The organism is Nitrosopumilus sp. K4, assembly GCF_018128925.1.
Taxonomy (GTDB): Archaea; Thermoproteota; Nitrososphaeria; order Nitrososphaerales; family Nitrosopumilaceae; genus HKST03.
On sequence record NZ_CP067007.1, the window covers coordinates 1,398,527 to 1,411,724 of the forward strand.

The 13,198-nt window shown below is 31.2% G+C and carries 13 protein-coding genes; 8 read left to right on the plus strand and 5 right to left on the minus strand.

The features are described 5' to 3' along the window. Together NsoK4_RS08525 and NsoK4_RS08530 are read left to right on the plus strand one after the other, a co-directional pair. Nucleotides 1-903, plus strand: a complete 903-nt coding sequence (locus tag NsoK4_RS08525; protein WP_211687113.1) for a hypothetical protein — start codon at nt 1-3, stop codon at nt 901-903. An 88-nt stretch (nt 904-991) separates the two neighbouring features. Continuing rightward, nucleotides 992-1,750, plus strand: coding sequence for a phytanoyl-CoA dioxygenase family protein (locus NsoK4_RS08530; protein WP_211687115.1), 759 nt, complete (start codon nt 992-994; stop codon nt 1,748-1,750). Between the two features lie 24 nt (nt 1,751-1,774). Here the strand turns inward: NsoK4_RS08530 and NsoK4_RS08535 are convergent, their stop codons facing one another. Next, complete coding sequence (locus tag NsoK4_RS08535) at nt 1,775-2,887, minus strand: glycosyltransferase (protein WP_211687117.1); 1,113 nt, start codon at nt 2,885-2,887, stop codon at nt 1,775-1,777. A gap of 55 nt (nt 2,888-2,942) precedes the next feature. Continuing rightward, entirely contained in the window at nt 2,943-4,433 is a 1,491-nt protein-coding gene (locus NsoK4_RS08540) for a hypothetical protein (RefSeq protein ID WP_211687118.1), read from the minus strand. A 119-nt stretch (nt 4,434-4,552) separates the two neighbouring features. Here NsoK4_RS08540 and wecB point away from each other — a divergent pair, with 119 nt between their 5' ends. Both wecB and NsoK4_RS08550 read left to right on the plus strand, forming a co-directional pair. Continuing rightward, nucleotides 4,553-5,611: a non-hydrolyzing UDP-N-acetylglucosamine 2-epimerase gene (gene wecB / locus NsoK4_RS08545; RefSeq protein WP_211687120.1), complete on the plus strand. Its 1,059-nt coding sequence runs from the start codon at nt 4,553-4,555 to the stop codon at nt 5,609-5,611. Nucleotides 5,612-5,644: 33 nt separating this feature from the next. Then, the gene (locus NsoK4_RS08550; protein ID WP_211687122.1) at nt 5,645-6,715 is read left to right on the plus strand and encodes a glycosyltransferase; all 1,071 of its coding nucleotides are present in this window, start codon (nt 5,645-5,647) and stop codon (nt 6,713-6,715) included. Nucleotides 6,716-6,740: 25 nt separating this feature from the next. On the opposite strand, the gene NsoK4_RS08555 is transcribed toward NsoK4_RS08550, so the two are convergent. Further along, nucleotides 6,741-8,882, minus strand: a complete 2,142-nt coding sequence (locus NsoK4_RS08555; protein ID WP_211687123.1) for an STT3 domain-containing protein — start codon at nt 8,880-8,882, stop codon at nt 6,741-6,743. 65 nt (nt 8,883-8,947) lie between these two features. Beyond that, nucleotides 8,948-10,612, minus strand: coding sequence for a tetraether lipid synthase Tes (gene tes, locus NsoK4_RS08560; protein ID WP_211689028.1), 1,665 nt, complete (start codon nt 10,610-10,612; stop codon nt 8,948-8,950). Between the two features lie 116 nt (nt 10,613-10,728). On the opposite strand from tes, the gene NsoK4_RS08565 reads away from it, so the two are divergent. Genes NsoK4_RS08565 through NsoK4_RS08575 form a run of 3 tightly spaced genes read left to right on the plus strand, consistent with a single transcriptional unit; the run spans nt 10,729 to nt 12,163 of the window. Then, nucleotides 10,729-11,493, plus strand: coding sequence for a TrmB family transcriptional regulator (locus tag NsoK4_RS08565; protein ID WP_211687124.1), 765 nt, complete (start codon nt 10,729-10,731; stop codon nt 11,491-11,493). Between the two features lies 1 nt (nt 11,494). Next, nucleotides 11,495-11,953 (plus strand): metal-dependent transcriptional regulator, encoded by a 459-nt coding sequence (locus tag NsoK4_RS08570; RefSeq protein ID WP_211687125.1) that lies wholly within the window; start codon nt 11,495-11,497, stop codon nt 11,951-11,953. 45 nt (nt 11,954-11,998) lie between these two features. Next, nucleotides 11,999-12,163 carry a hypothetical protein gene (locus NsoK4_RS08575; protein ID WP_211687126.1) on the plus strand — a complete coding sequence of 55 codons (165 nt, stop codon included), beginning with the start codon at nt 11,999-12,001 and terminating at the stop codon, nt 12,161-12,163. On the opposite strand, the gene NsoK4_RS08580 is transcribed toward NsoK4_RS08575, so the two are convergent. Beyond that, nucleotides 12,164-12,583: a secondary thiamine-phosphate synthase enzyme YjbQ gene (locus NsoK4_RS08580; protein WP_211687127.1), complete on the minus strand. Its 420-nt coding sequence runs from the start codon at nt 12,581-12,583 to the stop codon at nt 12,164-12,166. A gap of 171 nt (nt 12,584-12,754) precedes the next feature. On the opposite strand from NsoK4_RS08580, the gene NsoK4_RS08585 reads away from it, so the two are divergent. After that, nucleotides 12,755-13,171 carry a hypothetical protein gene (locus NsoK4_RS08585; protein WP_211687128.1) on the plus strand — a complete coding sequence of 139 codons (417 nt, stop codon included), beginning with the start codon at nt 12,755-12,757 and terminating at the stop codon, nt 13,169-13,171. Nucleotides 13,172-13,198 lie beyond the last annotated feature (27 nt).

A 13,198-nucleotide genomic window follows, 5' to 3' on the forward strand; every position in this document is an offset into this window, starting at 1 on the left:
ATGTGGGAAAAAAAAGGATTAATTTTCAAGATAAACAAAAAAAGCAAATGGATGCAGACACATACAGCATTACCATTTATTGATAAAATTAATAAAAAAATACATAGAATTTTTTTTAGTACCAGGGATTCAAAAAATAGAGCATCAATAGGATTTATTGATTTTGATTTTAGTAATAAGAAAATTTTACGAGTATCAAAAAAACCAATTCTAAGTTTTGGTAAAGTTGGTGCTTTTGATGAGAATGGCGTCATGGGTTCCTGTATTATCAATTATGAAAAGAAAAAATTTCTATATTATACAGGATGGTCTTCATCAAAAACGGTTCCATTTAATTGGTCTATAGGCTTGGCAATAAGTAAAAATAATGGCAAAACATTTGAGAAGATTTCAGAAGGACCAATTCTTTCAAAAAATACTTTTGATCCATATTTTGTAGGGTCACCATCTGTAATTATTGATCAAAATATCTGGAAAATGTGGTATATTTCTACAGAAGGTTGGAAAAAATCAAAAAAGGGCCTAATAGCACCTTATTTTCTAAAATATGCTGAATCAAAAGATGGGATAAACTGGAAAATTAATAAAAAAATTATCATAAATATTTCAAAATCCGAAAAAGGTCTAGGTAGAGCAAGTATAATTAAAGAAAATGGAATTTACAAAATGTGGTATTCATATGCAACCAAAGAATATAGAATTGGTTATGCCGAATCAAGTAATGGAAAAGAATGGAAAAGAATGGATCAGAAATCAGGGATATCAATATCAAAAAAAGGATGGGATTCAAAATCAATTGAATATCCCTATGTTTTTATTAATGAAAAGAAAAAAATTATGCTTTATAATGGAAATGAATTTGGAAAAACAGGTTTTGGATATGCAATTTATAGTAAAAAATAAATTAAAACTTAGTGGATTGCTTTATAATTAAGCAAAAATTTTTAAAAATATGTATAATTCATCAAGTAACTCGGAAATTAATTTACATTTGAAGAAAATTTCTGATGAAGGTTTTACAGTTATTGAAAATGTTTTATCACAAGAAGAATGTAAAAAAATTTCTGACAGATTAGATGTAATTAATGCAGAAGAGCAGGAAGAATTTGGAAAAGAGAGGCTAGAAAAAGTCAATGAGATTGGAATTTTAAGAAGTTTGTTATTAAAAGATAAAATATTTTCGGAATTAATCATCCATCCTAAAGTATATCCCATCATTTGTGCCACAGTAGGTGAAACTGCAATTTTGCATCTTCAAAATGCCATAATTGTATTTCCAGATAAAAAACATGGTCAAAGTCATTTTCATAGGGATTTTGCAAAAGATTTTGTTAGTTCTAAACCACTTTCTATTAACGCATTATGGATGATTGATGAATTTAATGCAGAAACTGGTGCTACATGGGTTGTTCCAGGAACACATAAAATGGAAAATTGGCCTTCTAATGAATTTTTAGAACAAAATGCAATTCAGGCTAGTGGTAGTAAAGGTTCAGTATTAGTTTTTGACAGTATGTTAATTCATAGAGGAGGTTCAAATTCTAGCAGTGGTATAAGAAGAGCAATTAATCATCAATATACAAAACCATTCATAAAACAACAGCTTGACTTTCCTAAATATCTAGGAAAAAAATATGACATAGAAAGTAAAATCGGTCAGGTTTTAGGTTATTGGACAATTCCCCCAAAAAGTGTTTCAGAATTTAGATGTGAACCTGAAAAAAGAACATATAGAAGCGGTCAAGGTTAAATTCAAAATTCTAAAATTCTTTTCTTAATAATTTTTAAAATTTTCAATTTTATTTCTTAAAATTTCAAATTTTTCTTTGGAAATAATTGACTCGTAAATAATTTTATTTTTCTTAGCGAAAACATCAATAGAATTATTCTTTTCCATCCATAAACGACTTTCTTTACCGTATCTATCTCTTGTTTTTTTATCAACAAGTAATTCTAATTTAGAACAAACATCATCAGGTGATTTTGCTTTAAGAATTGGAGGGGATGAATTAAATTGTTTTTGATATAATATGTCATCAAAACTTGTTAGTAATGGTTTTTGTGAACACATTGCTTCACGTCCAATCGAGCCAATTTCATCACTAACAAACTGATCAGCTATGACATCAGCGTTATGATAATGATTTATCAATGAGTTATAATCTAATGGACCATTAACAAATTTTACATTTTTTTTAATATTCAATTTTGTTACTAAATTATGGGTTTTTTCAATATCTTTTCCATGTTCAACAATAATTAAAAGAGAATTTGAATAATTTTTTATAAATTTTGCAAAACCATTAATAAGAATTTCATTGCCTTTTGTTTTCCAATTAAGATTTGTTGGATGGAAAATTGTGAAATTATTAAAAAAATCAGTCTTAGGTCCATCAGGCGGATGAAAAAAAGCAAATTCAGGATAGCATGGAATTACAAGATAATTTTTAATTTTTAATTTTTTTAGAAGTAATTCTTGATTTAGAGTTGAGATGATAACAACTTTTGCCTTATGTAATGCCTGTCTCATTAAGAAACCTTTTACTGAATTTGAAAAAGCAGTAATTCGTAATTCTGAACCTATAGGTTGAGCAACATATGGTTTTCTTGAAAAGTAGGAATATATGATTAATCCAGTATTAGTTTGAATTATATCATAATCACATATTTTTTTTAAAATGTTTAGCTTCCATAGTGGTTTTGTGTCATCATAAAAAGTGATCCAATTAGGATAGATGTTGTTTAACGTGGGATCTTTTTTTATTGGATCTGATGGGATGCTAGGATTTTTTTTCATAAATAATTCCATATTTACATCATTCAGTCTCAAATAATGAGTTACTACATAACCAAAATTTGCTGTATTTCCAGCATAGAGAACTTTCACAAGAATAATTGAGGAGATTATTATATTAGATTATATAATTTAACAAAATAATTTTTTAAAATTTGTTAAAGGATTCTTTAATGATGGATTTAGTAAGAGTTTTAAATTTTTCATCGATCAAATAAGTCGAACCAATATAAACAGACAAACAAATCAATAATTGAAGAACTAGATTTGGGAAAAAATCAAAAATGCTTTGATGATAAACAATCAACTTGTCGGATGTAACCCAGAAAACAATCATCATTAATATGGTAGTAGACAAATATTTTATTCCAGATTTATATGGAAATGTTATTAAAGTAATTTTTTTTAATTTTTTCCAAAGAAAAACACTATAGGGAATTTCAATTACAACGCCAATAATTGCCCAAAATGTTAATGTGTTTATTTGGGAAAGATTCTCTTTTGCATAAAAAAACATTATTGCTAACACAATCAAATAAACTATTAATTTTACATAACGAAACGTTGGTATCCAGAAAAGATTACTTTTTAGATAATTTTTGGTAGTGTTTGGTTGAATGTCAACCGTTTCTATTCCAATTAATGAGTTTTGTAAGAGATTTACAATAGATAAAAAAAACGTTTGAATTGCAAGAAACACAACTACAACCCAAGCTTCTTGATACAGAGGGTTTAATGCAAATAATGCAGGTTTAGAAAAAACTACAGAAATTCCAACAATAGGCAGTGCAAATAAGAGGAACAAGGAAAGATTCTCATAAATATAGGAATATTTTCCTCCAGAAAGTAGTTTAGGATTCAACCCTAAACTGATTTTTTCAGAATGAGATACTAATTTTCCAATCGTTCCAGCAGCTACATAAAATGCAATACCAATTATAGATGAAGATATTAATGTGTATATTGCAATATCAAAAGTTCGTAAAAAATTAGGTCCAGATGAATACATAGTTAACCAAGAAAGTTTGATCCAATTTTTAAAATATGAAATTTGAAATTTTGATTTTATTTTAGAACGAACAAGAAATAGTTGATAAATTGTTTTTACCAAAAAAGATAGAAACATTGCAATTATTGCACCATCTAACCCTAATTCTAAAAAATAAACAAAGATTAATGCAGTAGGAATTCTGCTTGTTTCAAAAACTAGCAATGTTTTTGAAACTACTTGTGGTTGAAATGATGTGTTGATTGTTGTAAGGGCATTACTAACAATATACAATGGCACTAAAACGAGTCCAAAAATCATTGATTCTGGTATTGCATCAGAATTTTCGAAAAATGTAATCGCTATTGCAATATAAACAGGAATTAGACCAAAACCTAAGAACAAATTTGAAACAAATGATGTTCTACCAGAATCAATTCCTCTAGACATTTCTCTTATAGTCCAGTAATTTATGAAAGATCCTGAAACAACCAAATAACCAATTATTGTATTGATAAGAGACCAAGTACCAAATTCATCAGCAGATAAGGTTCTGGTAACAATTAACGAAAATACAAACCCAGTCACAATACTAGAAAGTCCAATTAAAAAATACAGTAAACCAGAATAGGTTACTCTAACATTGCTCAATTCAATTTTATCGATTATGTATTTTATATAAAATGGATGTTTCAATTATTCTTGATCTGATAGAAATTATTAGTTCGGAAACATCGATTAGTTTTTACCTTTTCAAATAAAGTGAGATTATGACTAAAATTAAAAAGATCACATTTGTTTTAGGAACTAGGCCACAGATAATAAAATCAGGGCCAATTATTAAGGAATTAGCAAAAAAAAAATTCATAGTAGACATTATTCATACAGGTCAGCATTATGACTATAATTTATCAAATATATTTTTAAAAAATTCTAAAGCAATCAATATAAAAAATCTTAACATAGGTGCAGGAACACAACTTGAACAAATTTCAAAAATAATCACGAAGTTGGAAAAATTATTTAAAAAAAATAAACCAGATTTGATAGTCATTCCAGGTGACACAACTTCAGCAGTAGCAGGTGCATTATCTGCTTCTAAATGTAAAATAAAAATTGCACATTTGGAGGCAGGTGCCAGAAGCAATCAATTTTACATGACTGAAGAGATTAACCGACGAATTATAGATCATTGTTCAGATATATTATTTGCACCAACAAGAAATTGTTTGGAAAATTTAAAATTAGAATCAGTTTTTGGTCAAACATATTTTGTTGGTGATACAATGTATGATCAATTTCTTAACTGGAAAAAAAATACTAAGATTACAAAAAATAATAAAAAAACAAATGAAATTCTTATAACAATTCATAGAGCTGAAAACATAAACAATGTAGAAAACCTGAAAAAAATTTGTGAAATAGTAAATAAATTACAAAAAAAATATCATATAATATTTCCTGTCCATCCAAATACCAAGAAACAATTGTTAAAAAATAAACTGAAAATTAATGCAGAAATTATTTTACCTCAAAACCATAGTAATATGATGAAACTGGTTAACAATGCAGATTTGGTAATCACAGATTCTGGAGGGCTACAAAAAGAAGCTTATTGGATGGGAACTCCATGTATAACTATTAGAGAGAACACAGAATGGAAAGAGACAATTGAAGAAAGAGCAAACATCATCATGCCATTATCAAAACCATTTCAGTATAAAAAAGCAGAAAAAATGATGAGTTTAAAATTTAAAACAAAACCTAGTCTTTTTGGTGGAGGAAAAGCAGTAGATAAAATTATTAAAGTTTTAAAAAATCTAGAATAAACAATTTTTAAACTAACCATTATTGCATAAATTGTGAGAATTCTTCAATCAGGAAATGCAAATTTTGGATATGTTATGGCAAAAGAATTACGAAAAAATGGAATTGAATCAGATCTATTAATTTCAAAAGAGATCATATCAGGACCTAATGCATCAATAAATGATCCGCGTTCCCACGACAAAGAAATTCAGGATTATCCTGAATGGGTTCATTTTGCACCAATTAACAGCAGGACAAAAATTTTTCAAATTACAAAATTTATGAAAAATTATGATGTCATCCATTCCTATAATGCTACTCCTATTCATGCAATGATTTCTGGAGTTCCTTATATTGCACAAGCAGGAGGTGATGAATTAAGAATCAAAGCATTTGAAAAATCAATTACAGGGTATTTATTGAAAAGAGCATATAAGCATGCAGATCAGTTTGTTTATGTTTGGCCAATCCATAAGCCATTAGTAGAAAGACTAGGAATTAAAAATCCAGTTTATTTACCACGTGTGTGGGAACCACAAAATTTTAAAAGAAATGAACAGAATTCTCCTGAACCAAAAATGTTTACAATATTTCTTCCAACAGCAGAGATTTGGGAAACAAAAGGAAATGAAAAATTTCTAGAGGCATTTGTAAGATTATGTAAAGAAAGAGACAATGTCAAATTGTTTTATGTTGATTGGGGTCCAGATTCTGAAAAAGCAAAGAAATTACTTGGATTACCAAACATATCAGAAAAAGTAGAGATTATTCCAGGTCCAATATCTCGTGAAAAAATGTCAGAATATATGAGCAAATCAGATTTGTTAGTTGATCAATTTAATTCAGGTTCATTTACACGTATGGCTATTGAAGCATTCAAATTTGGAATTCCAATACTAATCAATATCGATGAAGATATTCACAGGGAATTACACGGAGAATCTCCACCGGTAATTAATGCAAAAACAAGTGATGAAATATTTAAAAAACTAAAAGAACTTGCTGATTCAAAACATATGCTTCAAAAAATTTCACATGATGCAAAATCATGGTATGAAAGAAATTATGCATTAGAAAAAACACTTTCAAAATATATTGAGATTTACAAGAGAATTATCAAGTAAATAAAAAAAATCAATAGTTTACAAATTAAGGATTTAGAGCAGAATAGTTTTGATTAATTTCATATACAAATATTCCAAGCATAGGTCCAAATCTTTCTTCATTAAAACCTGATGAGGCATAAACTAGTTTAAAAGGTCCATCATTGTCATAATCAAATTTTATATCTTTTATAAAAATCGGAGTAAAGCCAGGTCTGAATGTTTCAGATTGTTGTTGATTTTGAAAATTGTGATAAGCAAGGGTTGTAAATGGCGTTAATTTACCTAACAAAGTTTCATTCCAAAAATAGTCAGTTCCACTAAACCCATCAGAGCGTAAATATTTTGTCAGAGGTTCTTCTGCAATTCTCATAAACCATTGTTTTTTGGATTCATCTCCACCACCACCCAAAATGTAAAGGCTCTTTCCTTCATGCTCAACACTTAATTTTTCACCAGAAATAAAAATGACAATATGAGTTGCGCCCATATCATTTAGTAAGCGATAAGCCTCTTCGGGATTACTAAGTAAAATTTTTGCAATTTTCTGAATTTGTTGTGTGTCGATGGTAGCATTATCTGCCAAGGTGGTTCGTTCTGACATCGTAGTTATCCAATAACCATAATCCCACCATGATGCAATTACCGCATCTTTAGGAGTGTTTAGTTTTATCCATTCAAGAGTATCCAACCAGTCATTTGTGGCAACTTTAAAACTTGTGCCACCATTTAGTATTGTTGCCGGAGTATCACTAACATTTACCCAATTTCCACCAGCTGGATAAGTCAATGGGAATAAAAATAGAATAATTACAAATGCAAAAAATGAAATTTTTGGTAGTTTATTTGAGAGGGATGATTTTTTGCTAAGAGAGTTATTTTTGAAAAATTCTTTAGTCAAAATAGATAACCCAATTGAAGAGAGTACTATTAATGAAATAGATGCAAAAACTTCCAATCTTACAAATGCAGAACTGACATAGACTCCGGTAATTCCCAAAATAAGTACAAAAGATTTCATGTCATTAGTAAGTAGTTCGGTTTTTGATTTGCTTAAAATTATCCAAATCCCTATACCTGAAAATATCAAAAGAGTAGAATGAAAGTAAAATGATTGCATGATTGTTGTGCTGGCATGTTCAGCTACTGAATCAACTAGTGGGTTTACAGTTGTTAAAAATGGGTTTATGGCATTAAGATATCTAAATGTAGGCAAAGGTAGAAAGTGTGATTCAGCATTAACTGTTATTGCAACAGAACCAATTATGATAATAGATACTAGTAAGAACAATCCATTTCTTAGTTTATTTTTTTCTTTACTAATTTTTTGAAGAAATATACATGCAATCATAAAGATAGTTGGAGTTATTAACGAAAAACCCCCTAGACCAAAAACAAAATTTGGACCGGGTCTTTCAAACATGCCAGTAATGAGAAGAAAAGTTCCAGTAAATAGAGGAATGCACCAAATAAGAAATTCATGATCTTTTCTTACAAAAGGCAATGCTAAAATGAATATACCTATAGGAATTATTAGAAATTGCATCCCTCCCCATGATGCTAAGCTAAAACTGAGTACTATTCCACTTGAAATTATTTTTAGGAAGGCAATTTTTTTATTTTCAGATTTTATTCCACTCAAAAAAAGATATAGACCTAAAAGCCCGTAAAAAATTCCTAGTGGTTCAGATTTGAACCATCCAAGAGATCCTCTTATTATTATTGGTAATGAAATTGAATAAAGCAATGCCCCAAACAGACCTGCTGATGTACCTGCAAAAATCCTAACTAGTGCAAATACAATAACTGCTGTAAGAGAACCAATTATCACAGGGAATAATATTGTAAAATCATATAGGTTTGAACCCCCACCAAATATTTGATAGGTTAATGCAGTTGTTATGTGAAGCATTACTTGTGATGTTGCAGAGATATTTCTTCCATTTGGATACCAACTCTTGTCATCATGCCAATCAAAATATTCTGAGATGCCATTATTTAGAAGAAATTCTGTTGCTCTAAAATTAAAAAAAGGATCAAATTCATTTAACTCAAATCCATAGTCTGCACTTTGAGCACGGATTAAGAATGAAATTGAGAAAGATAATGTCAAGATTCCAATTATCAAAAGATGGTTTAGTTTGAAATCAAATGTTCCAATTTTTACAAGAGTAATTTGTGAAACCATCAAAATTCACACTAATTTGAGTGGTTATTACTCTTTTGAATAAAATATTGTTAAAAAAATCAGATTTACATTACAGCTTGTGCTGCATCATGGAACATCTGGCTTTTTGCACAGCCAGCTGCAAGTTCATCACCTGCTCCACGTCTCATAAGACCACGATAGAGGCCATCTTCAAGTTTAACACCTTCACGTTCCTCCCATTCTTCTACGGTGATAGAGTATTTCTTTTGGATTCTGTCTCTATACCATTCAGGAATTACATTAAATGCACAGAATGGAACGATTCTAAGGTCTGGTGTCAAATAGTGAATGTCACATCTTTGTAGTCTTTCCAAGTCTTCATTGTATTTGTCCTGAAAGTGCATCATGCCAAGGAATAATCCCTTTACATGCCATGAACCTACAGCATCAAAGGATCTCTTCATCAATATATTGCCAAACATCTTTGCCAAATCTAATCCTGCTGGTTGTTTCTTTGTATCTACAAAGCCTTTGAGTTTTCTTACAACTTCAAGCATTGTAAAGTATTTGTTTTTACCAGAACGAATTTCTTCTGCTTTATCTTCAAACAATTCCAACATTCCTTGAATGTCACAGAATTTTGTTAATGGAACAAACTTCTTTGTTTCCTCATCTTCAAAGATGTAAGTTCCTGCGCCACAAGCAAAGTGAATTGATAATTCATACTTTGGTTTGCTTGAGAATGCTTCAATTACATTTGTTAGCGGCATGCAACTTGGTACTGGGAACCAGTCATCAACGGTCACTTCACCATTTGTTTGTTCTTCAATTCTTTGAATACAATCTGGAACTGTGATTCTGTATTTTTCACGTTCTGATTTACCCATTCTACCAGTTAGTGAAACAGGTTGGAAGTTTACAGCATGAACTACATCCATGTTCTTTTGAGCATATCTAATAATTCCACCTAGTTCATGGTCATTAATTGATTTGATTACAGTTGGAACAAACACTACTGTTGTTCCTGTCTTTCTGCAACTATCAAGTGCATATGGAATTTCCCAATGATTTTTTGGGTTTGTTCTTGCAGTTACACCATCAAATGAAAGATACAAGTTATTACATCCAGCAAGTCTAACTTCTCTTGCTGCTTCAGGATCCATGGCATGTCTGATACCATTGGTGTTCATTTGTATATGATCAACACCTTCTTCTTTCATAATTTTGATAACATCAGCAATATCGTCTCTGAGCATTGGTTCACCACCAGTAATTTGCATAGAATTTCCTGGAATTGGTCTTTCAGCTTTCAGAGTCTTCATCATTGCTCTGACTTGCGTATGATCTGGTTCATACATGTAAGCGCCTTCAAGGCCTTTCTTTACATAGAAAAAGCAATACCAACATGTCAAATCACATCTGTTGGTAACAATCATGTTTGCCAGTCCACTGTGAGACAAGTGGTTTGAGCACAATCCACAGTTGTTTGGACATGAGCATTTGTCAATCATTACATTTGGGGCATGTGCACCTTTACCATCCATCCAATATGTACTGAATTTCTTGTACATTTCATAAGAACCAAAGTACAGTTCCTCACATTCTCCATGAGTTGGACAAATCTTTGACATGTAGACTTTGTTGTCTCTCTCAAAGACTTCAGCATCCAGAATCATGTTACAATCTGGACAGATGCTTTGTGTGAATCTAATAGTGGACTTCTTTCCTAGACTTTTAGTTGATTGGTTTGAAATTTGAATTAATGCCATGCCTACATTGGGCATTTTTCTGAAATACTATATAATGCATTTCACACTTGGCCCCGTGTGGAATTTAGGATGTACGCATACCTGATTTAAATATCAAAAAGGATCGACTAGATCGCATGAGCATATCTGATAAAACACGCAAGGCACTAGAAAAGATCGGTCTTACAAGTTATGAGATCAGAACTTTTTCATCATTGCTTAAAGCTGGGGAATTAACAGCTTCGGATCTTAGTCAGAAATCAGGCGTTCCTTATTCAAAAATCTATGAAGTTTTAGGGACTTTAGAAGATAAAGGATGGATTGGCTCAGATGACTCTAGACCAACAAAATACTTTGCAAAATCACCAGCAACTGGACTTGAAACTACAAAACAGAAAATGGAAAATGATTTTTCTCAAAATCAGAGTGTCATTCTAAATGAGCTTGTTCCATTGTATGAAAAAAGTGGTACAAGTGAAAGACCAGATATTTGGGTTTTGTCCGGTGCAATTAACATTGCAGCAAAAATTTTAGAGATGGTAGAGTCTTGTCGAAATGAAGTAATGATTGCATTACCTCAAGCAGGCGAAGAACTAGTAAAGCAAGCATTACCAAAATTACGTTCATTACACGACAAAGGAGTAGAGATTACAATTCTTACCTCCGATAAAATGGATAAAGATTCAATCAAAGCAATTTCTAGAGTTGCAAATGTAAAAATCAAAAAAGGGTTATTTGGAGGCGGAATAATTTCAGATAAGAGATATGTTGTAATTTTACTGGGACCTGAAATGGGGGGAGTCAATTCAGATCTTGTTGCGATTTGGGCAGATCACGCAGGATTAGCAGGATTTGCAAGACAATACTTTGAATATTTATTAAAAGATTCAAAGAAGGTGTAGTATGGACTCATTAAATGACGAAAATGAAGAAACACTCTTTGTTGGAACTGCCGAAGCTGAGCATGTTGAAATGTATCTAAAGGCAATTTGGCATATCAAAGAAAGAGGAGACGAAGTAAAGATTAGCACAATTGCAAAAATGCTAAACGTTAGACAGCCAAGTGTTGTTCAAATGCTCAAAAAATTAAACGGTCAAAATCTTGTAAATTACAACAAAGCAGGAGTTACACTAACTGAAGACGGTGAAAGAATTGGTTCAAGCATGATGAGAAATAGTAGATTGCTTGAAGTGCTTATGGACAGTGCATTAAAAGTAGAAATTGATGAAGAGATGGTGTGTGGTATTGAACATCATATGAATAAACAATTTACTGATGCATTGTGTACAATGTTAAAACACCCAAGAAAATGTCCACATGATCATGAAATTCCTATGGGCGAATGCTGCAAGTCAGCATAGTTTCCATATGCTAAAAGATATATCATCATACAAATCAGATTAAACATGGCATGTTTTTGTGGCTGTGAGACATATCAAAAAGATGAGAATGGTTTCAAAGTTGCTTGTGTAAAATGCGGTCATGGGCCTCAAAATCATGACGAAGAGTTTAGAGCAGCAGCAAGAAAGAATGAATCACAGAGCCAAAAACGTGATGCAGACTTTGGTTAGTCATTCACCAATAATTTTTACTAGAACCCTTTTTGGACGTCTTCCATCAAATTCTCCGTAGAAAATTTGTTCCCAAGGTCCAAAATCTAATTTACCTTTAGTAATGGCAACTACAACTTCTCTTCCCATCACCTGACGTTTTAGGTGTGCATCAGCATTATCTTCTCCTGTTTTATTATGATCATATTGTTCAATTGGTTCATGTGGTGCTAATCCCTCTAACCATTTTTCATAGTCATTGTGTAATCCACTTTCATTGTCATTGATGAATACGCTTGCAGTAATGTGCATTGCATTTACAAGGCATAATCCTTCTTGCACATTACTTTTGGTTACTAATTTTCTAATATCTGGAGTTATGTTAACAAATGCTCTTCTAGTCTTTACATTAAATGTCAGATACTCTGTGAGTGATTTCATAAAATAATGTCTGGACGCCAAACATAAAAATTCTAAGCAGGCTCAGAACTCAAGATCCTCATCATCATTCAAAGGGATAGGTTCATCACCGCCTGCAAGGCATGATTTGGCCAAATACTAATTGAGTCTTTCAAGAAGCTTGATAAATGGCCAAGTAGTTATGGAGTCAAAATGGTTACAATTGACACTCCAGCATCACTTGAAAGTTTTAGAAGATTTATCATCTCTAGCACGTGTAAATCATATGCACCAAGAAGTTACCTAGATGACTTTGAGGTATTTGCTGAAAGAGAAGATAGTTTAGGTTCAATCTACGTAGAGGCAGCTGATAAAGTCACATTAAAAAAAATTCGAGATATTACATTTGTAAATGCCAGAGATGTTTTAGGAATTATCTATAATTCTAAAAGTGGAAATACTGCACTAAAGTGGCGCCAGTTAAAGAGAAATCATGGAAAGGTAACTGGTGAGGCATCTGCAAATTCATTGACAAATCTTGCAGAAGCAGGTGTTTTAACATTGGATTGGGTTGAAAATTATCTAAAGAAAAAAACTCAAGAGACCAAAACTAGCAAAGTAACAAACTAAACTCTTTTCTTTCTGCAAACAATTCAC

Coding starts and splice junctions, on each gene's coding strand:
- NsoK4_RS08525 (WP_211687113.1), top strand. CDS start 1: ATGTGGGAAAAAAAAGGATTAATTTTCAAGATAAACAAAAAAAGCAAA.
- NsoK4_RS08570 (WP_211687125.1), top strand. CDS start 11,495: ATGGACTCATTAAATGACGAAAATGAAGAAACACTCTTTGTTGGAACT.
- NsoK4_RS08585 (WP_211687128.1), top strand. CDS start 12,755: ATGGTTACAATTGACACTCCAGCATCACTTGAAAGTTTTAGAAGATTT.
- wecB (WP_211687120.1), top strand. CDS start 4,553: ATGACTAAAATTAAAAAGATCACATTTGTTTTAGGAACTAGGCCACAG.
- NsoK4_RS08575 (WP_211687126.1), top strand. CDS start 11,999: ATGGCATGTTTTTGTGGCTGTGAGACATATCAAAAAGATGAGAATGGT.
- tes (WP_211689028.1), bottom strand. CDS start 10,612: ATGGCATTAATTCAAATTTCAAACCAATCAACTAAAAGTCTAGGAAAG.
- NsoK4_RS08555 (WP_211687123.1), bottom strand. CDS start 8,882: ATGGTTTCACAAATTACTCTTGTAAAAATTGGAACATTTGATTTCAAA.
- NsoK4_RS08580 (WP_211687127.1), bottom strand. CDS start 12,583: ATGAAATCACTCACAGAGTATCTGACATTTAATGTAAAGACTAGAAGA.
- NsoK4_RS08565 (WP_211687124.1), top strand. CDS start 10,729: ATGAGCATATCTGATAAAACACGCAAGGCACTAGAAAAGATCGGTCTT.